Source organism: Pseudomonas paraeruginosa, assembly GCF_003025345.2.
GTDB classification, from domain to species: Bacteria; Pseudomonadota; Gammaproteobacteria; order Pseudomonadales; family Pseudomonadaceae; genus Pseudomonas; species Pseudomonas paraeruginosa.
Map to the genome: position 1 here is coordinate 4385299 of NZ_CP020560.1, position 20023 is coordinate 4405321.

Genomic DNA, 20023 nt, shown 5'->3' on the forward strand with positions numbered 1-20023 from the left:
CCGCCTCCTCATACCGTTCCGGTCGCGCGCAGGCGCTGGATATCGGCGGCGGTACAGCCCAGTTCGGCAAGCAGCGTGTCGCTGTCGCCGCCCAGCGCCGGCACCGCATCCATGCGCGGAACGAAGGCGCTGCTGCTGGCCGGCGGCAACAACGCCGGCAGGCGCCCGGCCGGGCTGTCGATGGAGGTCCAGCGTTGCCGCGCCTGCAACTGCGGGTGCGCCCAGACCCCGGCCATGTCGTTGACATGGGCATTGGCGATCTGCGCCTGTTCCAGGCGCGCCACCACCTCGGCGGCCGGCAGGCTGGCGAAGGCCTCGACGATCAGCGCGCGCAGGGCGTCACGGTTGGCCGAACGCTTGAAGTTCGCCGAGAAGCGCTCGTCGTCGGCCAGTTCCGGCTGCCGCAGGACCTTGTCGCAGAACGCCCGCCACTCGCGCTCGTTCTGCAGGCCGAGCATCACCGTACCGCCGTCGCCGGCAGGGAACGGCCCGTAGGGATAGATGGTCGCGTGCGAAGCGCCGGCGCGCGGCGGTGGCGGCGCGTCCTGGTAGGCGTAGTACATCGGGTAGCCCATCCACTCCACCAGGCTTTCCAGCATCGACACGTCGATCCGGCTGCCCTCGCCGGTGCGTTCACGCAGCAGCAGCGCCGAAAGGATGCCGCTGTAGGCGTACATGCCGGCGGCGATGTCGGCGATCGAGCAGCCGGCCTTGGCCATCTCGTTCGGCCCGGCGCCGCCGGTCACCGAAAGGAAGCCGCCCTCGCTCTGGATCAGCAGGTCGTAGGCCTTCTTCTTCTCGTAGGGACCGCCTTCGCCGTAGCCGGAGATATCGCAGACGATCAGCTGCGGGAAGCGCTCGCGCAGCGCCTCGTAGGACAGCCCCAGCCGCGTCGCGGCGCCCGGCGCGAGGTTCTGCACCAGCACATCGGCGCCCTCCAGCAGCTTCTCCAGCAATGGCAGCGCCTCGGCCTGCTTGAGGTCGAGGCTGAGGCTCTGCTTGGAACGGTTGGTCCAGACGAAGTGCGACGACAGGCCGTTGACCCGCTCGTCGTAGCCACGGGCGAAGTCGCCGACGCCCGGGCGCTCGATCTTGATCACCCGCGCGCCGAGATCGGCCAGTTGGCGGGTGCAGAACGGCGCGGCGATGGCGTGCTCCAGGCTGACCACGGTGATGCCGTCGAGCGGGCGCGGCTTGGGGGATTGCGTCATGGTTCGGGCTCCCTGCCCTCGCCCGACGGGGGCGAGGTGCGGCTGGTTCGGTTGATCAGATCAGTGCCGTCACGGACGGCGCCTGGCGCAGGCCCCAGGCCCGCTGGATGAGGGTTTCCGCCTCGGCGTCGGTGGCCGCGCCGGAGAACGCCAGCAGGCGGCGGAACTTTTCGGCCAGTTCGTCGCGGCTGAGGGTGTTGCCGGGATCGCCCTTGGGTTCGTCGATGGCGGCGGTGTGGCGACGCCCCTCGCGATCCAGTACTTCGACCCGCCCGAGCCAGCGCCGTGGATAGGCGGCATCGACCTCCGGGTCCAGGCGCATCTCGACCCGCGCGCGGAACGCAGCGACCCGCGGGTCGTTCAGCGCGTGCAGGTGGAACTCGCCGAGCCCGGCCTTGCCGTACACCGCGATCAGGCCCAGCACCGTGCCCATGGAAAACTTCGCCTGGTGCACGGTCTGCGGCTCGAGCACCCGTCCCAGCACGTCGATGGCGCCCTGGTGGACCCGCGCGGTGACCGCGGCGATCTGCGCATGATCGAGTCCTTCGCGCTGCATAAGCGCCAGCAGGGCGTCGGCCGCGGGGTGGGTATGGCGGCACGAAGCGTGGAACTTGAACGAGGTTTCCAGCAGCGCCCAGCGGCTGCCGAGGCGATCCACCAGGCGCTCGGGGTCGGCGTCGCTGGACATCCCGGCGGCCATGCCCTGCTCGCCTTCGAGGATGTGCCGTGCGCCGCTCAGGCCGTCGGCGCTGAGGTAGGCGGCGAGCAGGCCGTCGGCGGCCGCCTTGGCGGTATGCAGTTGCTTGGAGTCGGCGGCGTCGCGGAGGAACTCCCAGAGCCCGGCGGCCTGGGTCCCGGCGCTGCCGAGGAGGTTGACGAAGCGCTCGCGGTCGAGATCCATCAGCTTGCCGACCGCCACCGCGGCGGCGAGGGTGCCCACCGTGGCCGTGGTATGGAACACCCGATAGTGCGAACGACCGAGGAATTCGCCGATGCGGATGCCGGCCTCGTAGCCGGCCACCGCCGCGAGGAGCAGCTCGGCGCCGCTGCGGCCGAGGTCCTGGGCCGCGGCCAGGGCGGCGGGGAACACCACCGCGGCCGGGTGCAGCACCGAGCTGTTGTGCAGGTCGTCCTGCTCCACCACATGGGACGCCGCGCCGTTCACCAGGGCGGCGAAGTACGGCGAACTGCGCCGCCGGCTGGTGAGGATCTGCGCGCTGCCGTCGGCCGGGCCCATGCGTTCGGCGTAGCGCTCGAACAGCGGGATCGGATGCTGGCCCTTGCCGGCCAGGGCCGAGCCGAGCCAATCGAGGAACAATTCCTCGATACGCGCCAGCACCGCCGGCGGCAGGTCCTGGTAGCGCAGGCCGGCGAGAAAGCCGGCGAGTTGCTGGGTGTAGTCGGTCATGACCAACGCTCTCTTGTAGTTGTCCCGAGGCACGCGGCCTACAGCGGGTTGCTCAGTTCGATCAGGTTCAGGTCGGGATCGCGCAGGTACAGCGAGAGGATCGGCCCGCCGGCGCCGGTGCGTTGCACCGGACCCTCGAGAATTTCCACCGCCTGCTGGCGCAGTTGTTCGGCCACCGCCCCAAGTGGCGTGGCGACGATGAAACAGAGGTCGGCGGACCCCGGCGTGGGTCGCTCGGCCTTGGGTTCGAATTCGCCCCCGGCCTGGTGCAGGTTGATCTTCTGCGCACCGAAGGCGAGGGCCTTGCGGCCGGCGCCGAAGGTGACGGCGCGCATGCCGAGCACGCGGGTGTAGAAATCGATGCTGGCGTCGATGTCGCGAACGGTGAGCACCAGATGGTCGAGGCGGTCGATCTGCATGGGCGGCTCCCGCTTCAGAACGAGCGCGGCAGTTCGAGCAGGTGCTCGGCCACGTAGGACAGGATCAGGTTGGTGGAGATCGGCGCCACCTGGTACAGGCGGGTCTCGCGGAACTTGCGCTCGACGTCGTATTCGCAGGCGAAGCCGAAGCCGCCGTGGGTCTGCAGGCAGGCGTTGGCCGCCTCCCAGGAAGCCTTCGCCGCCAGGTACTTGGCCATGTTCGCGCTGGCCCCGGCGTTGAGCCCGGCGTCGTACTCCCGGCAGGCGCGCCAGCGCATCAGGTCGGCGGCCTCCACCTCGATGTGCGCCTCAGCGATGGGGAACTGCACGCCCTGGTTCTGCCCGATCGGCCGGCCGAAAACCACGCGGTCGCGGGCATAGTGGCTGGCCTTGTCGATGAACCAGCGACCGTCGCCGATGCATTCGGCGGCGATCAGCGTGCGCTCGGCATTGAGGCCGTCGAGGATGTAGCGGAAGCCCTTGCCTTCCTCGCCGATCAGGCTATCGGCGGGAATCTCCAGGTTGTCGAAGAACAGCTCGTTGGTCTCATGGTTGACCATGTTGGCGATCGGCTGCACGGTGAGGCCCTTGCCGATGGCCTCGCGCAGGTCGACGAGGAAGATCGACATGCCTTCGGACTTGCGCTTCACCTCGGCCAGCGGCGTGGTGCGCGCCAGCAGGATCATCAGGTCGGAGTGCTGGATCCGCGAGATCCACACCTTCTGCCCGTTGATCACGTAGCGGTCGCCCTGGCGCACGGCGGTGGTCTTGATCTTGGTGGTGTCGGTGCCGGTGGTCGGCTCGGTCACCCCCATCGACTGCAGGCGCAGCTCGCCGCTGGCCAGCTTCGGCAGGTAGAAGCGCTTCTGCGCCTCGCTGCCGTTACGCAGCAACGTGAACATGTTGTACATCTGCCCGTGCACGGTGCCGGAGTTGCCGCCGCAGCGGTTGACCTCCTCCAGGATCACCGAGGCCTCGGCCAGGCCCAGGCCGGAACCGCCGTACTCCTCCGGGATCATTGCCGAGAGCCAGCCGGCGTCGGTCAGGGCCTTGACGAAGGCCTCGGGAAAACCGCGCTGCTCATCGATGCGGCGCCAGTAGGCGGCGTCGAATTCGGCGCAGAGGGCACGCACGCCCTCGCGGATCGCGTTCAGCTCTTCGCTGTTCGGATTCATCGGTGACTCCTCGATTCTTGTCGTTGGACGGGCGCAGGGCCCTTTCAGTCGAATTCCACGTCGCCGCGCTGGGCCAGGCCGGCGCCATTGCCGACCCAGACCTCGGCCTTGCCGGCGCCGAGCAGGCGGCCGCCGACCTCGAACGGATCCGGACAGATCAGCGGGCGCAGGCCGCGATAGGCGAAGCGCCGCAGGCGCGCCTGCGGATTGGCCCGGCAGAACGCGCGCAGGGCCAGGGTGGCGATTAGCGGACCGTGCACCACCAGGCCCGGATAGCCTTCGGCCTCGGTGACATAGGGCCAGTCGTAGTGGATGCGGTGGCCGTTGAAAGTCACCGCCGAGTAGCGGAACAGCAACACCGGATCGGGCTCCAGCGCCTCGCGCCAGTCGCCCGCGGGCAGCGCCTCGGTGCCGCCGAGCTTGGGCGGGGTCGGTTCGCGGTAGACGATGTCGTGTTCTTCGCTCAGCGCCAGTTGGCCGTCCTGGCGGTAGTCGTGGCGCAGGGTGACGAACAGCAGGGCGCCGCTGCGACCGTGCTTCTCCTCGACCCGCAGGATGGTCGAGGTACGGCTGGCCTCGCCGCCGACCCGCAGCGGCTGGTGGAACTCCAGGCGTCCGCCGGCCCACATGCGGTTGCGATCGTCCGCCGGCGGCAGGAAACCGCCGCGCGCCGGATGACCGTCGGTGCCGAGGCCGGCGGCCTCCACCGGGTCCTGGAAGAATGCCCAGTGCCAGAGCGGCGGCAGCGCCTCGCCATGGGCCGGGGTCGGCTCGCCGAAGGTGGCGGCGATGCGCTTGACCAGGTTGCGGCTCAGTTGATCGTGGGTTTCTTCCTGGCGACCGATCCAGGGGGCGAAAGCGGACTCACTCATGCGTGGCTTCCCATGACCTAGGGGTGATGGGAGGAGAATGATAGGATGCTAGCGTTTTGAGAATTTGCAATTTCGCAATGGCGCGTTCGGCTTTGCCGAACGCCATGGAGTGCCCATGCATTTCGATCTCGCCGACCTGCGCCTGTTCATCCATATCGCCGAGTCGCCCAGCCTGACCCAGGGCGCGCGCCGCGCCCACCTTTCCCCGGCCGCCGCCAGCGCGCGGATCAAGGCGCTGGAAGGCCAGCTCGGCAGCCGCCTGCTGTACCGCGACAGCCGCGGCGTCGAACTGACCCCGGCGGGCCAGCGTCTGCTACAGCACGCGCGGCTGATCATGCGCCAGGTGGAATACCTGAAGAGCGAGTTCACCGAGTACGGCAGCGACGCCGCCGGGCATATCCGCATCTTCGCCAATACCACCGCGGTCACCGAATTCCTCCCGGAAATCCTCGCCGGCTTCCTCGCCGCCCGCCCCGGGGTCAGCGTCGACCTGCAGGAACGCCTCAGCCGCGACATCGTCCGAGGCGTGCTGGACGGCTCCACCGACCTCGGCATCATCGCCGGGCCGGTGGCGGCCAGTGGCCTGCAGGTCCTGCATTTCAGCACCGACCGCCTGGTGATGGCGGTGCCCCAGGGCCATCCGCTGGCCGGACAGGCCAGGGTACGCCTGCGCGACACCCTGCAGTTCCAGCATATCGGCCTGCCCGAGGGCACCACCCTGCACGCCTTCCTGTACGAACGGGTGGAGCAGATGGGCGAGCAGCTGTCGTTGCGCATCCAGGTCTCCAGCTTCGAGGCGATCTGCCGGATGATCGAAGGCGGCGTCGGCATCGGCGTGATCCCGCAGTCCGCCGCGCGCCGCCACAGCCGGACGATGAAGCTGGCGACCATCGAGCTCGACGAACCCTGGGCGATCCGCGAACGCAGCCTGCTGGTGCGGGACCTGGAGGCATTGCCGAGCTGCGTGCGGGCGTTGATCGAGGAGTTGCAGAGGGTCGGAGACAGCCTGTAGGGCTCCGGAGAATCGGCGGATAACCGCCAGGCGGTTATCCGCCCTGCGACTCCCGACAAGCCGGGGTGCGATCGTCGCGAAGGACGCAGCTCAGTTCGCCAACCCACCGCTCTCCGCCAGGCTGCGTTCGTCCGCGGCGAGCATCGCCGGCATGTGCTCGCGGAGGAACTCGACCCAGGTGCGGATCTTCGCGTCCAGATACTGCCGCGACGGGTACAGCGCGTAGACGTTGAGATGGAACAGGCTATAGCGCGGCAACACCCGCACCAGGCTGCCGTCCTTCAGGCCGTTGACCGCCGCGTACACCGGCAGCGCGCCGATACCCATGCCGGAGACCACCGCCTCGGTCATGGCGTCGGCGGTGTTGACCTGGAAATGCGTCTGGTTGATGCAGGCCAGTTCCTGGCCGTCGGGACCGTCGAACAGCCAGCGGTCCAGCGACATCACCGAGTTCACCAGGCGCAGGCAACGGTGCGCGGACAGCTCCGCCGGCAACCTGGGGAAGCCATGCGCGGCAATGTAGCCCGGCGAGGCGCAGAGGATGCTGTAGGTCTGGCCGATGCACTTGGAGACGAAACCGGAGTCCGGCAGTTCGGGGGCTATCACCACGGAAATGTCGTAGCCCTCGTCGAGAATGTCGGTGATCCGGTTGGCCAGGGTCAGGTCGAAGCCGACCTCCGGGTAGGTCTCGCAATATTGCGAGATGGCCTTGATCAGGTAGTGCTGGCCGATGCCGGTCATCGCGTGGACCTTCAGCGTGCCCGACGGCCGCGCATGGGCATCGCCCGCCTCGGCCTCGGCCTCCTCGATGTAGGCGAGTATCTGCTGGGCGCGCATCAGGTAGCGCTGCCCGGCTTCGGTCAGGGCGATGCGCCGGGTGGTGCGGTGCAGCAGGCGGGTCCGCAGGTGAGCCTCCAGCTTGGCCACCGCACGGGAGACATAGGCGGTCGTCAGGTCCAGGCGCTGGGCGGCGGCAGTGAAACTGCCGGTCTCCGCGACGCTGACGAACGCGCGCATATTGAACAGGATATCCATCACGGCCCTCTAGGCTCTGACGCTTATGGCGCGTCTCTTTTCCACGCAACCCGGAGGACACCCCAAGGCGGCGCAGATTCTGTCACGAGTCAACCCACCTATTATTGCCTTTTGTGACAAAAATTTTTCACCTATCCGCGCTCTTATCCGCAAGCGCGGGCGCTCCTAGAATTCCCAGCCGTTTCGGCCTCCCCTCGCCGTCGTTCAGGATTCGCAGCAGTGCCCCGCGCCACCCGGAAAGGTCTCCCCCTGGTTCCACCGGCTCCCCTCGCGTTCATTCCCAGCCCCGACGAATTGCGCCGCGCCCTGCTCGAATGGGCGCGCAGCGACGGCGTGGCCTGGGTCTTCGTGTTCAAGGCCCTGCTCACCGCCAGCCTCGCCCTGTGGCTGGCCTACCGCCTGGAGCTGCCGCAGCCGAGCACGGTGCTGGTGACGGTCTTCATCGTCATGCAGACGCAGAGCGGGCAGGTCCTGGCCAAGAGTTTCTACCGCATCGTCGGGACCCTGATCGGCCTCAGCGTGATGGTCACCCTGATCGCCCTGTTCGCCCAAGAGCGCGTGCTGTTCCTCGCCAGCCTGGCGCTCTGGGTCGGCCTGTGCACCGCCGGCGCCGCGCGTTACCGCGATTTCCGCGGCTACGCCTGCGTACTCGCCGGCTACACCGCGACCATGATCGGGATTCCCGCCACCGCGCATCCGGAAGGCGCCTTCATGGCGGCGCTGTGGCGGGTCCTGGAAATCTCCCTGGGGATCCTCTGCACCGGCACCGTCAGCGCCATCTTCCTGCCCCAGACCAGCGGCGCCGCCTTGCGCACTACGCTCTACGGACGCCTGCGCGACTTCGCCGGGTTCGCCGCCGAAGGCCTGCAGGGCAGCCTCGACGGCGAGCGCTTCGGCGAGCTCAGTGCGCGCTTCGTCGCCCAGTCCGTGGGCCTGGAGAACCTGCGCAGCGCCACTACTTTCGAAGATCCGCACATGCGCCTGCGCAGCGGCCGGCTGATTCGCCTGAACAACGAATTCATGGTCATGACCAGTCGCTTCCACGGCCTCCACCGCCTGCTCGAACGCCTGCGCGGGCGCGGCGCGCAGAATGCCCTGGAGGTCCTGGCGCCATGCCTGGCGGAGCTTGCCGGGCTGCTTGCGCCGATTCGCGAACGGCTGCCCACCGACGCCGATGCCGCCCGGCTCGCCGAGCGCATCGAGGCCTACAAGCCGGAACTGATGCAGAACATCCGCCAGGCCCGCCAGCGCCTGCTGGAACAGCGTCCCGGCGAGAACGACCTGCTGGATTTCAACACCGCCGCCGAACTGGCCTTCCGTTTCACCGACGACCTGCACAACTACGCCCTGACCCACGCTTCCCTGGCCGAGCACCACCATGCCCGCGAGCAGTGGAAGGAAAGCTTCGTCGCCCGCGCCAACCCGGTCGCCGCGCTGGTCGCCGGAGCGCGCAGCGCGCTGATGATCGGCCTGCTCGGCACGTTCTGGATCCAGACCTCCTGGCCCCACGGCGGCACCTTCGCCCTCACCGCGGTACTGATCTCGGCGCTCTCCTCGACCTCGCCGAATCCCGGCCGGTTGTCGCTGCAACTCACCCTCGGGACCCTCGCCGGAGCCTGCACCGGGCTGTTCGTGCTGCTCTACCTGCTACCCCACGTGGACGGTTTCCCGATGTTGCTCTGCTGCCTGCTGCCGGTCTTCGCGGTCGGCGCCCTGCTGCTCTGGCGGCCGCAGTGGAACGGCTACGGCGTCGGCCTGCTGGTGTGGTTCTGCTTCGCCTCGCTGCCGGCCAACATGGCGCGCTACGACGCCCTGGCGTTCTTCAACGAATACCTGGCGCTAGTCTTGTCGATGGTCCTCGCCACGGTCGCCGCCATGGTGATCCTGCCGCCGAACCGGCCGTGGATGTGGAAGCGCCTGGAGCACGACCTGCGCGAGCGGGTGGTGTTCGCCATCAGCGGCAAGAGCAAGGGCCTGGTCTCCGGTTTCGAAAGCGGCACCCGCGACCTGCTGAACCAAGCCTACACCTTCTCCGCCGGCCGCCCGGACGTGCAGCGCCGGTTGCTGGGCTGGATGTTCCTGGTGCTGGAGGTCGGCCAGGCGATCATCGAGCTGCGCCTGGAACAGCAGCGCCTGCCCCAGGAACCCTGCTACGCCGAACGCACCGCCTGGCGCCGGGCGATCCGCCTGATGGGACGCGCGCTGATCCGGCTGTTCCTGCAACCCGGCCCGAGCAACCGCCAGCGCGCCCTGCACGCGGTGGAGCAGGCGATCATGGCGGTCCGCGCGGCGCCGGAACCGCGCGCGCCGCAGTTCGACACCTCGCCGCTGCGCCGGGTACTCAGCTACCTGCATTTCATCCGCAGTTCGCTGCTCGATCCGCAGTCGCCGCTGGCCACGACCGGCAGTGCCGGATAGCGCGCCTGCGGCGCCCCAACAGGTCATTGTTACCAATCCGTACAAGGTTCTTGTCTTGACCGTGTCTATATGTCGCAGCATCACCGAATTTATAATTAACCCAACAGCCAAAGTTCACTTCCGTTGAACTTAGACTTCGCAACTTGATTGCAGACTTCAATTATCCAGCCTTGTTTATCGAGTTGCACCGGAGACCTGTCCGCCTGTCTTCCGACGGCAGATCGCACTCACTCAGAAACCACTCAGGTAACCAGTAATGAAGGCTTTCGCCCTGATCGCCCTGTTCGCCTGCTCGCCGCTGGTGATGGCGGCTGGCACCCAGGAACAACCTGCCAGCCAGCAGGAAGGTACTGTCGAGGAATATGCCTACGGCATGCATCTCGATGTCGCTCGCGTCATATCTTCCACCGATACTTCGGAGGCCTGCGGCATCGTTCCCGCACGCATGACCTACGAAGATTCCAAAGGCCGGAAACATACCGTGGAGTATCAGGTCTGGGGCAACGGCTGCAGCGGCGGCTAGAGCTCGTCCGGCCCTTGGGCCGCTCTCCGAAGGATCGCGCCACGACGGGCAACCCGCCCCTCCGGCGCGATCATTGTGTACCCGACGACGACAATCCGATTTCCGGCCAGCCAGGCCGCATTCCCCTCCCTTCCCTTCCTTACCCTCTGCGCTACCCAGTCGAATCGGGCCTTCACGCCAGTCGCGACACGCCAAACTTTCGTGAATCAGTTCACAGGCGTTTCTTCGTCCAGTCAGCAACCGGTCAATTTCTTTACTCGGATGTAACAAACGGGTGAGGTCTGCGACTAATCTACACAAGACACAAAGTTTACATAACAACACTTTGTGTCAAAGCTGTCGCTGAAACGTCCACGTCCTGCCCGTGGGCGCCTGATACATGAAGGATGCCGCGTGCCGTACCGCTCTACCGAATCATCGCCCCGCCGCCCGTTCTGCCGAGCCCTGCTGCTGGGCCTGCTCGGCGCCTCGCCCGTCTTCGCCGCCGATCCGGGCCAACCCGGGCAGGAAGCCCTGCGCCAACACCAGCAGCAACAACTGGAACTGCAACGCATGCAGCTGGAGGAACGCCAACGCCAATTGCAGCGCGGCAATTTCGGCGGCTCGACGGCCCCGGCGCCGGCATCGCCGCCCATCGCAGACCACGACTGCTGGCCCCTGAGCGGCACGCGGATCGGCGGCGTCACCCTGCTCAGCCGGGAGCGCCTGGACCGCACGCTCGGCCCGCTGATCGGCGAATGCATGGGACCCGGCCAGATCAACCGCCTGCTGGCGGCGATCACCCGGCTCTATGTCGATGCCGGCTACGTCGCCGCCCGCCCCTATCTGGCCAATCCCCCGGAGGCCGGGCAGAGCCTGGATATCCTGGTCGACGAAGGCTACGTCGAGTCCATCGAACTGGACGACCAGAGCCTGCCGGTATCGCTGCGCGGCGCCTTCCCCGGCGTGCTCGGCAAGCCGCTGAACCTGCGCGACCTGGAGCAGGGCCTGGACCAGTTGAACCGCCTGCGCTCGGTCGATCTCGCCGCCGACATCGCCCCGGGCAGCCAGCCCGGCGCCTCGCGGATCCTCCTGCGCAAACGCGGCGGCGCCGCGCGCTGGAGCCTCGGCCTGGGCCTGGACAACCTCGGCAGCCTGGCCACCGGACGCGATCGCGGCAACCTCAGCCTGGGCCTGGACAGCCCGCTGGAACTCAACGACTCGCTGTTGCTGAGCGCCAGCGACACGCTGAATCGCGACCGACGCTACAGCCGCAGCAGCAGCCTGTACTACGCGATTCCCTATGGCTACTGGACCTACAGCCTGTTCGCCAGCCACGCCGAATTCCGCTCGCCGCTGCGCACCGGCCGGCAGACCTTCTACCAGACCGGCGCGACCGATCTCTTCAGCCTGCGCGCCGACCGCGTGCTCTGGCGCGGCCAGCGTCACCAGTTGAGCGCCAACCTGCAACTGGCGCGCAAGGATGTCGACAGCTACCTCGGTGGCATCCGCCTGACCAACCAGAGCCCGCGGCTGAGCGTCGTCGAAGCCGGCCTCAACCTGTTCTGGCTGGACAGCGCGGTCTGGAGTCTCGACCTCGGCTACGCCCGTGGCCTGAGCGCCCTCGGCGCCGACCGCGATCGCGCGGGGCGGGCCGACAACTACCCCCGGGCGCAATTCGACAAGTACCGCCTCGGCCTCAATCAATGGCGCAACGGCCAGCTCGCCGGCCAGGCCTGGCAGTGGCAGAGCCAACTCACGGCGCAGTACAGCGCCGACCCGCTGCCAGCCATCGAGCAGTTGCTGGCCACCGACGACTCCGCGGTGCGCGGCTTCCGCCGCAACAGCGTCTCCGGCGCGATTGGCGCGATATGGCGCAACACCCTGCGCCTGCCGCTGCGCAGCGACCTGCCGGTGCAGGTCACTCCGCGCCTGGGCCTGGACCACGGCTGGGTCAAGCTCTACCACGGCGCCCCCGGCCAGTACCTGAGCGGTGCCAGCGCCGGCCTCAACCTGAGCTGGAAGCAGGTCCAGCTCGACCTCGACTACCAGCGCAGCCTCTCCGCGCCGTCCGCCTTCCGCCACGAGCCGGAGAGCTGGCTGCTGCGCCTGAGCCTGCAGATCTGAAGCCTGATCAGCCGCTGACCTGAGCGCGACAGCAGCGGCGACCACCAACCACGCGCAACGTTACAGCCAACCTGAACGAAGAGGTTCTCATGCATAGAGACAATCCTGTCTTCCACCTCTCCCCCCGGGGAAAACTCCGCTGCCTGATCGCCGGCCTGCTGCTGGCGCCCCACCTGCCCCAGGCTTTCGCCGGCGGGCTGGAGGCGGCCGGCGGGCCGGGCGGCACGCCGCAACTGCTCAACCAGGGCGGCGTGCCCATCGTCAACATCGTCGCGCCGAACGCCGCCGGCCTGTCGCACAACCAGTTCCTCGACTACAACGTCGACCGCCAGGGCCTGGTCCTCAACAATGCGCTGCAACCCGGCGCCTCGCAGCTCGCCGGACAACTGGCGGCCAACCCGCAACTGCGCGGCGACGCCGCCAGCGCCATCCTCAACGAGGTGATCAGCCGCAACGCCTCGGCGATCAACGGCCCGCAGGAAATCTTCGGCCAGGCCGCCGACTACATCCTGGCCAACCCCAACGGCATCTCGGTGAACGGCGGCAGCTTCATCAACACGCCCCATGCCAGCCTGCTGGTCGGCCGTCCGGAACTGGCCGACGGCAAGCTGCAGGCGCTGAACACCAACGACGCCGTCGGCGCCCTGCAGATCCAGGGCCAGGGCCTGAGCAACCGGGATGGCAGCATCGCCCTGCTGGCGCCGCGAGTCGACAGCCAAGGCAAGATCGAGGCGTCGACCGAGCTCGACCTGACCGTCGGTCGCAACCGCATCGACTACCCGAGCGGCAAGGTCGAGCGCGACCCGTCCGGCGACGTCCGTCCGGGCGAGCGGCGCATCGACGCCAGCCTGTTCGGCGCCATGCAGGCCGGACGCATCAACATCCTCAGCACCGCCGAGGGCGCCGGCGTGCGCGTCGGCCCGGTCGGGATCGACGGCAGGGACGGCGTCGACCTGCGCTCCGCCGGCGACCTGTCGATCAGCGGCCAGGCGCTTCCCGACAACAGCCTGAACGCCTTGCGCGCGGCGATCCGCAGCGACAGCGGCAACGTCGGCCTGCATGCCCGCGGCGACCTGAGCCTGGCCGCCGCCGACGTCAGCGGCGGCAGCGTCGACCTCAAGTCCGGGCGCAACCTGACCCTGGGCAGCGTGGAAAGCCGCAACCTGCGGGAAAGCCGCGAGCGCTGGAGCAACAGCACCATCGGCATCACCTGGGAAACCTACGACCGCACGCGTACCGTCACCGATTCGAAGCAGCACGGCAGCCGGATCGATGCCCGCGCCGACGCGAGCCTGGCCGCGCGGGGCGACAGCGAACTGAGGGCGGCGACGGTCAAGGCCGGCGCTACCCTGAAAGTCTCCAGCGGCAGCGATACCCGTCTTCTCGCCGCCACCGAGACCCGCACCGAACGCGACCAGGGCGCGCACCGCAAGCACCTGTGGAAAGCCAACTGGGACAAGGGCAGCAGCGAGCAACGCAGCGTGGCCAGCAGCCTCGAAGGCGCGCGGGTCGAACTCGGCGGCGGCCGGCGCCTGAATCTAGAAGGCGCCGACGTGGCCAGCCGCGGCGACCTCGACCTGCAAGCCAAGAGCGTCGACATCGGCAGCGCCAGCCGCAGCCACAGCAGCCGCGACAACAGCTACTCCGGCGACCTGGTCGGCGGCAGCTTCTTCGGCAGCCACGGCGACGGCGACAGCGGCAAGACCCTGCAACAGGGCAGCCGGGTCAAGGCCGACGGCGCACTGACGGTGACCGCCGATGCGGTCGAGGTGCGCGGCAGCCAGGTACGCGGCGCGCGCAAGGCCGAGGTGGTCAGCGGGAAAGGCTCGCTGCGCATCGACGGCGTGGAGGAAACCGCCCACAGCAACAGCTACAGCAAGGACAGCAAGTTCTTCGGCATCGCCAAGGACGAGAGTCGCCAGCGCAGCAAGGACAGCAGCAATCGCGCCAGCGAAGTACGCTCGGACAGCAACCTGACCCTGCGCAGCGCCGCCGACATCGCCATTCGCGGCTCCCGGGTCGAGGCTGGCGGCGCCCTCGCCGCCGAGGCCAAGGGCAACCTGGAGATAGCCTCGGCGCAGGAGCGCCACGACGGCAGCGACAGCCGCCACACCCGCGGCTTCGACGCCTATGCCGGCGAGCAGACCCCAGGCAGCCGCCAATACCGCGCCGGGGTGCGCTACCAGGACCAGCGGACCAGCGTCCGCCGCGAGGAAACCCGCAACAGCGGCTCCAGCCTGGGCGGCGCCACCCTGGCCGTGAAGGCCGGCGGCGATCTCACCGTGAAGGGGGCCGAGCTGAAGGCCAGCGCGGGCGACGCCAGCCTCTCCGGGAAGAACGTCGCCCTGCTCGCCGAGCAGGACAGCAAGACCCGCAGCAGCGAACAGACCACCACCGGCGGCGGCTTCTACTATACCGGCGGCCTGGACCGTGCCGGCAGCGGTATCGAAGTCGGCCACCAGCGGATCGACGAGAACGACGCCGAAAGCCATGCGCGCACCAGCCAGGTGAACGCGACGGGCAATCTCAGGATCGACGCCGCCCAGGGCAGCCTGACGACGCAGGGCGCGCGCCTGGAGGCCGGCGACAGCCTGGCGGTCGCCGCCGGCACGGTCGACAACCAGGCCGCCCGCGACAGCCAGAGCAGCCAGCGCCACGACAGCGGCTGGAGCGGCGACATCGGCGCCAACCTCGAGTACCGCGGCATCACCCGGCCGATCGAGAAGGCGGTCGAAGGCGTCGCCCAGCGCAAGGTCCACCAGCCCGGCCTGCTCGACAACCTGGAGCAGCCGAACGTCGGCGTCGACCTCGAGATCAGCCACCGCGACAGCCGCGGCGAGCAACAGGCGAGCCAGGCGCAGGTCAGCAGCTTCGCGGGCGGCCAGGTCGAACTGAAGGTCGGCGACGCCCTGCAGGACGAGGGCACCCGTTACCAGGCTCGCAGCGGAGGCCTCCTCATCGACGCCGCCAGACATGACGCCAGGGCGGCGGAGAACACCTCCGGCAGCCATGAGCAGAGCCTCGACGCCAAGGTCGGCGGGCGCCTCTACACCACCACCGGCCAGGACCTGAACCTGCGCCTGAGCGGCATTGGCGGCAGCAGCGAGAACAGCACCAGCCAGACCACCGCGGTGGTCGGCGAATACGCCGCGAAGCAGGGCGTCGAGATCCGCCTCGGCGGCGACGGCCTCTACCAGGGCAGCCGCTTCGACGGCGGCGAAGCCGGGGTCAGGCTCAGCGCCGGCGGCAACCTGGCCCTGGAACAGGCCAACGACCGGCAGAGCGCCAGCAGCGCCAGCCTGCGTGGCGACGCCGCGTTGAGCGGCGGCATGGCCCCCAGCGCCAACGGCAAAGGGCTGAACGCCAGCGCCGGCCTGCAACTCGACCACAAGGCCGGCGACAGCCGGGACAGCCAGGCGCGGGTCGCCGGCATCCAGGCCAAGGGCGCGGTGGAGCTGCGCAGCGGCGGCGATCTGGTCCTGCAAGGCAGCAATATCGGCAGCGCGGCAGCGAAGACCGGCGACATAGTCCTGGCCGCCGGCGGCAAGCTCGACCTGCAGGCCGCCCGCGATAGCCACCGGGCCGGGGGAAACAACCTCGGCGGCGGCTTCAGCCTAGGCGGCGGCAGCGTTCGCGACGCCGAAACGAGCAGCAAGAACGGCAGCGTCAGCGGCAACTTCAATATCGGCCGGGTCGACGAGGAACGTCACGCGCTGAACGGCGGCAACCTGCACAGCGCGACCAAGGCCAGCCTTTCCAGCGCCGCGGACGACGCCACCGCGGTACGCCTGCAAGGCACTCGCATCGAAGCCGCCCAGGTCAGTCTCGAAGCCGGCAACGGCGGCATTCTCCAGGAGTCCGCCGAATCCAGCGAGCGGCGCGCCAACTGGGGCGTGCTGCTCGGTGCCGGGGCCAACGGCGGCAAGACCACCGGCGCGCCGAGCGACTACCGGAGCGACTATGCCGTCCAGGCCCGCGCCAAGGTCGATGTCGATGTCCTGCGCAGCCAGACCCAGAGCGACAGCGTCATCCAGGCCGACCGGGTAATCCTGGCGAGCCAGGGCGACACCCGCCTGGAGGGCGCGCGCATCGACGCGGCACAGGTGGACGGGCGCATCGGCGGCGACCTGCGGGTGGAGAGCCGCCAGGACCGCGCGGAGGGCGTGAAGGTCAACGTCGACGCGCGCCTGGGCGTGGAGAAGAACCAGCCCGGCCTGGTGAACAAGCTGGCGAGCAAGACCGGACCGCTGAAGGACAAGCTGGAAACCAAGGCCGAGAATGCTTTCGACAAGCACCGCGGCAAGTTGGAGAACGGCGTCGACCGTAATGTCGAGCGGCTCGGCAAGGCCGGGGACAACCTCCTCGCCAAAGCCGAAACGGCCAAGGAGCGCCTGGGCGAGAAGCTGGTCCGCAGCGGCAGCTACGAGGTCAACCCGGAGCCGCGCGGCGCCTTCGCCAGCAAGCTGGACAGGGCCAGGGGCTATCTGGCGGAGAAAGGCGAAGCGCTCGGCGACCGGCTGTCCGGCCTCAAGCAGCGCCTGTCGCCGAACAAGACCGGTAGCTATGCGGTGAACGACAAGCAGACGGCCGGCGCCAAGGTCGGCAATGCCGTCGAGAACGTGCTGTTCGGCGACAAGAGCGGCGAAGCCTCGGTAACCCCGACGCTGTACCTGGACGTCAGCCACGTCAGCCGCAACTACGTCACCGAGGCCTCCGGCATCACCGGCAGGCAGGGCGTGAACCTGCAGGTGGGCGCAGCGACCCAGCTGACCGGCGCACGGATCAGCGCCAGCGACGGCAAGGTCGACCTCGGCGGCTCGCGCGTGGAAACCCGCGCCCTGGCCGGCAAGGACTACCGCGCCGATCTCGGCCTGAACGTCTCCAGGTCGCCGGTGGACCTGGCCTTCGGTATCAAGGACGAGTTCAGCCAGGAGCACGACCAGGCGACCCGCGACGACCAGGCCTTCAACCTCGGCGCCCTGCGCGTCGGCGGACGCAACCGCGACCAGCAGTTGCAGGCCGGCATCGAGCAGAAGGCCGACTGAGCCCGCCCCGCTCCTCGCCTGATTGCGAAGGAGCGCCCGGCCCCGGTCTTCGCCGGGGCCGGGACTCAACCCTCGCCCTGCCCGACGCCGTACTGGCGCAGCTTGTTCGCCGCCGTGGTGTGCGACACCCCGAGGCGCTTACCCAGTTGGCGGCTGCTCGGATGCTCGCGGAACAGGCGTTCCAGGACCGCCTTCTCGAAACGGCCGACGATGGCGTCCAGATCACCCTCCAGCGAGAAGTCCCCCAACGGTTGCGGCGCGCCGTAGTCCGGCAGGCGGATGTGCTCGGCCTTCACCGTCCCCCCTTCGCACAGCGAGACCGCCTGGAACAGCACGTTCTCCAGTTGCCGCACGTTGCCCGGCCAGTGGTAGCGCTCGAGGCGCTCCAGCGCCGGCGCGGAGAGCTTCGGCAGGCCGCAGCCGATCTGCCGGCTGGCCTGGTCGAGGAAGTGCTCGGCGAGCGGCGCCAGGCCGTCCAGGCATTCACGCAGCGGCGGAATGTGCAGCGAGAGGACGTTGAGGCGGTGATAGAGATCCTGGCGGAACTCGCCCTTGGCGCAGAGTTCGGACAGGTCCACCTGGGTCGCGCAGATCACCCGCACGTCCAGGTACACCTCCTCGTCGCTGCCGACCCGGCGGAAACAGCCGTCCTGCAGGAAGCGCAGCAGCTTGGCCTGCAGGCGCGGGCTCATCTCGCCGACGCCATCGAGGAACAGCGTGCCGCCGGCGGTGAGTTCGAGCAGGCCGAGCTTGCCTTCCGGACGCGCGCCTTCGAAGGCCCCGGGTCCATAGCCGAACAGTTCGGTCTCGGCCATCGACTCCGGCAGGCCGGCGCAGTTCAGCGCCATGAACGGCGATTGCCCGCGCGGGCTGGCCAGGTGGCAGGCGCGCGCCAGCAGCTCCTTGCCGGTGCCGGTCTCGCCCTCGATCAGCAACGGCGCGTCGAGCGGCGCCATGCGTCGCGCCTCGCGGACCACCGCGGCCATCACCCGCGAGCTCTGGAAGATGCTGTCGAAGCCGCGCAGCTCCTGCTTGCGCACATGGTAGATGCGCTCGCCGACGCGGTCCGCGCGATGCAGGGTCAGCACCGCGCCGGCCAGCGCCTCGCTCTCGTCGTGCTCGGATTGCAGCGGGGCGATGTCGGCGAGGAACACGTCGCCCTTCACCTTCACCCGCAGCCCGTTGATCCGCGCCTTGTTGGCGCGTACCAGCTCGGGCAGGTCGAGGTCCTCGACATAGCGCGACAGCGGAATCCCCGGCACTTCGTCGACGCGCACGCCGAGCAGCTGGGCGGCGGCACGGTTGGCGGCGACGATCTGCCCGCCCATGTCCACCGAGAGCACCGGAAAGTCCAGGGCGGCGAGCAGCGCGTTGAGCTCCAGGTGCCGGCGCTCGCTGGGCATCAGGCCGACGCGCTTGACCCCGAAGACCCCCGGCACCGCCTCCAGCTTGGGCCGCAGCGACTGCAACTGGAGATTGATCAGGTTCGGACAGAGCAGGTAGATGGCGTTGCCCTGGTCGCCGCCGACTTCGCCGCGATTGACGTTGATGCCGTAGTCGACCAGCAGGTCGAGGATGTCGCGAAGAATGCCTACACGGTTCTGGCAGTGCACTTTGATACGCATGGCGTGGCCCGGTGTTGTCGTTCTGATGGGCTCGCGGTCGGATTTTTTAACTCCCGACCGGAAATTTCCGTCAAGAATATGTGACAGTTAGACTCACCAGCAAGAATGCCTGAGCCAATGAACAGGCGACCCCGGTAAATTCGTAAGGAAAACTTTACGAAAACGCCGTTTCATCCTCGTTGCCCGGCCCCTATCCGGGGCTGCACGGAGCGTCCCGACGCGGTATCGATAAGGCAACGACAACAACAAAGACCCCGCGGCCACAAGCCGCTCATGGAGTCCGTATGAAAACGACGCAGTACGTGGCCCGCCAGCCCGACGACAACGGTTTCATCCATTACCCGGAAACCGAGCACCAGGTCTGGAACACCCTGATCACCCGGCAACTGAAGGTGATCGAAGGCCGCGCCTGTCAGGAATACCTCGACGGCATCGAACAGCTCGGCCTGCCCCACGACCGGATCCCCCAGCTCGACGAGATCAACCGGGTTCTCCAGGCCACCACCGGCTGGCGCGTGGCGCGGGTACCGGCGCTGATCCCGTTCCAGACTTTCTTCGAACTGCTGGCCAGCCAGCAATTCCCCGTCGCCACCTTCATCCGCACCCCGGAAGAACTGGACTACCTGCAGGAGCCGGACATCTTCCACGAGATCTTCGGCCACTGCCCCCTGCTGACCAACCCCTGGTTCGCCGAATTCACCCATACCTACGGCAAGCTCGGCCTCAAGGCGAGCAAGGAGGAACGCGTGTTCCTCGCCCGCCTGTACTGGATGACCATCGAGTTCGGCCTGGTCGACACCGACCAGGGCAAGCGCATCTACGGCGGCGGCATCCTCTCCTCGCCGAAGGAGACCGTCTACAGCCTCTCCGACGAGCCGCTGCACCAGGCCTTCAATCCGCTGGAGGCGATGCGCACGCCCTACCGCATCGACATCCTGCAACCGCTCTACTTCGTCCTGCCCGACCTCAAGCGCCTGTTCCAGCTGGCCCAGGAAGACATCATGGCGCTGGTCCACGAGGCCATGCGCCTGGGCCTGCACGCGCCGCTGTTCCCGCCCAGGCAGGCGGCCTGACGAGAATCGTCGCCACCGCGGCTGACCCCGCGGCGGCCTTGTACTATGGTGGACGGGCCCGGCCCGTCCGCCGCTCCCACATGCGACAACCAAGGACTCCC

General features: G+C 68.4%; 13 protein-coding genes. 6 read left to right on the top strand and 7 right to left on the bottom strand.

Annotated features, from left to right (window positions below):
* Positions 1 to 8: 8 nt before the first annotated feature.
* Genes B7D75_RS20845 through B7D75_RS20865 form a run of 5 tightly spaced genes read right to left on the bottom strand, consistent with a single transcriptional unit; the run spans position 9 to position 5085 of the window.
* Positions 9 to 1211: a CaiB/BaiF CoA transferase family protein gene (locus B7D75_RS20845; RefSeq protein ID WP_058135613.1), complete on the bottom strand. Its 1203-nt coding sequence runs from the start codon at positions 1209 to 1211 to the stop codon at positions 9 to 11.
* Positions 1212 to 1266: 55 nt separating this feature from the next.
* Positions 1267 to 2619: an MmgE/PrpD family protein gene (locus B7D75_RS20850; protein ID WP_043102803.1), complete on the bottom strand. Its 1353-nt coding sequence runs from the start codon at positions 2617 to 2619 to the stop codon at positions 1267 to 1269.
* A 38-nt stretch (positions 2620 to 2657) separates the two neighbouring features.
* Positions 2658 to 3038, bottom strand: a complete 381-nt coding sequence (locus B7D75_RS20855) for a VOC family protein (RefSeq protein WP_024917499.1) — start codon at positions 3036 to 3038, stop codon at positions 2658 to 2660.
* A 14-nt stretch (positions 3039 to 3052) separates the two neighbouring features.
* Entirely contained in the window at positions 3053 to 4213 is a 1161-nt protein-coding gene (locus tag B7D75_RS20860; protein WP_034080199.1) for an acyl-CoA dehydrogenase family protein, read from the bottom strand.
* Between the two features lie 44 nt (positions 4214 to 4257).
* The gene (locus B7D75_RS20865; protein ID WP_034080200.1) at positions 4258 to 5085 is read right to left on the bottom strand and encodes an FAS1-like dehydratase domain-containing protein; all 828 of its coding nucleotides are present in this window, start codon (positions 5083 to 5085) and stop codon (positions 4258 to 4260) included.
* A gap of 115 nt (positions 5086 to 5200) precedes the next feature.
* Here B7D75_RS20865 and B7D75_RS20870 point away from each other — a divergent pair, with 115 nt between their 5' ends.
* Positions 5201 to 6097 (top strand): LysR family transcriptional regulator, encoded by an 897-nt coding sequence (locus tag B7D75_RS20870; protein WP_012076953.1) that lies wholly within the window; start codon positions 5201 to 5203, stop codon positions 6095 to 6097.
* A 90-nt stretch (positions 6098 to 6187) separates the two neighbouring features.
* Here B7D75_RS20870 and B7D75_RS20875 read toward each other — a convergent pair whose 3' ends face one another.
* Entirely contained in the window at positions 6188 to 7132 is a 945-nt protein-coding gene (locus tag B7D75_RS20875; RefSeq protein ID WP_003155060.1) for a LysR family transcriptional regulator, read from the bottom strand.
* Positions 7133 to 7351: 219 nt separating this feature from the next.
* Here B7D75_RS20875 and B7D75_RS20880 point away from each other — a divergent pair, with 219 nt between their 5' ends.
* From B7D75_RS20880 to B7D75_RS20905, 4 genes are all read left to right on the top strand, one after another.
* Complete coding sequence (locus tag B7D75_RS20880; protein WP_003155062.1) at positions 7352 to 9550, top strand: FUSC family protein; 2199 nt, start codon at positions 7352 to 7354, stop codon at positions 9548 to 9550.
* A 256-nt stretch (positions 9551 to 9806) separates the two neighbouring features.
* Positions 9807 to 10073, top strand: a complete 267-nt coding sequence (locus tag B7D75_RS20890) for a DUF2790 domain-containing protein (RefSeq protein ID WP_012076955.1) — start codon at positions 9807 to 9809, stop codon at positions 10071 to 10073.
* 393 nt (positions 10074 to 10466) lie between these two features.
* Complete coding sequence (locus B7D75_RS20900) at positions 10467 to 12179, top strand: ShlB/FhaC/HecB family hemolysin secretion/activation protein (protein ID WP_003155066.1); 1713 nt, start codon at positions 10467 to 10469, stop codon at positions 12177 to 12179.
* Between the two features lie 89 nt (positions 12180 to 12268).
* On the top strand, positions 12269 to 17224 hold the full coding sequence (locus tag B7D75_RS20905; RefSeq protein WP_107114381.1) for a hemagglutinin repeat-containing protein: 4956 nt from the start codon (positions 12269 to 12271) through the stop codon (positions 17222 to 17224).
* A 65-nt stretch (positions 17225 to 17289) separates the two neighbouring features.
* On the opposite strand, the gene B7D75_RS20910 is transcribed toward B7D75_RS20905, so the two are convergent.
* Positions 17290 to 18849 carry a sigma-54-dependent phenylalanine hydroxylase transcriptional regulator PhhR gene (locus B7D75_RS20910; protein WP_033997319.1) on the bottom strand — a complete coding sequence of 520 codons (1560 nt, stop codon included), beginning with the start codon at positions 18847 to 18849 and terminating at the stop codon, positions 17290 to 17292.
* Between the two features lie 284 nt (positions 18850 to 19133).
* Between B7D75_RS20910 and phhA the strand changes: the two genes are divergently transcribed.
* Positions 19134 to 19922, top strand: a complete 789-nt coding sequence (gene phhA, locus B7D75_RS20915; protein WP_003149895.1) for a phenylalanine 4-monooxygenase — start codon at positions 19134 to 19136, stop codon at positions 19920 to 19922.
* Positions 19923 to 20023 lie beyond the last annotated feature (101 nt).

What these genes read in the sequence shown, in the direction of transcription:
- B7D75_RS20845 (WP_058135613.1), bottom strand. Translation starts at nt 1,211, where the DNA reads ATGACGCAATCCCCCAAGCCGCGCCCGCTCGACGGCATCACCGTGGTC.
- B7D75_RS20850 (WP_043102803.1), bottom strand. Translation starts at nt 2,619, where the DNA reads ATGACCGACTACACCCAGCAACTCGCCGGCTTTCTCGCCGGCCTGCGC.
- B7D75_RS20855 (WP_024917499.1), bottom strand. Translation starts at nt 3,038, where the DNA reads ATGCAGATCGACCGCCTCGACCATCTGGTGCTCACCGTTCGCGACATC.
- B7D75_RS20860 (WP_034080199.1), bottom strand. Translation starts at nt 4,213, where the DNA reads ATGAATCCGAACAGCGAAGAGCTGAACGCGATCCGCGAGGGCGTGCGT.
- B7D75_RS20865 (WP_034080200.1), bottom strand. Translation starts at nt 5,085, where the DNA reads ATGAGTGAGTCCGCTTTCGCCCCCTGGATCGGTCGCCAGGAAGAAACC.
- B7D75_RS20870 (WP_012076953.1), top strand. Translation starts at nt 5,201, where the DNA reads ATGCATTTCGATCTCGCCGACCTGCGCCTGTTCATCCATATCGCCGAG.
- B7D75_RS20875 (WP_003155060.1), bottom strand. Translation starts at nt 7,132, where the DNA reads ATGGATATCCTGTTCAATATGCGCGCGTTCGTCAGCGTCGCGGAGACC.
- B7D75_RS20890 (WP_012076955.1), top strand. Translation starts at nt 9,807, where the DNA reads ATGAAGGCTTTCGCCCTGATCGCCCTGTTCGCCTGCTCGCCGCTGGTG.
- B7D75_RS20905 (WP_107114381.1), top strand. Translation starts at nt 12,269, where the DNA reads ATGCATAGAGACAATCCTGTCTTCCACCTCTCCCCCCGGGGAAAACTC.
- B7D75_RS20910 (WP_033997319.1), bottom strand. Translation starts at nt 18,849, where the DNA reads ATGCGTATCAAAGTGCACTGCCAGAACCGTGTAGGCATTCTTCGCGAC.
- phhA (WP_003149895.1), top strand. Translation starts at nt 19,134, where the DNA reads ATGAAAACGACGCAGTACGTGGCCCGCCAGCCCGACGACAACGGTTTC.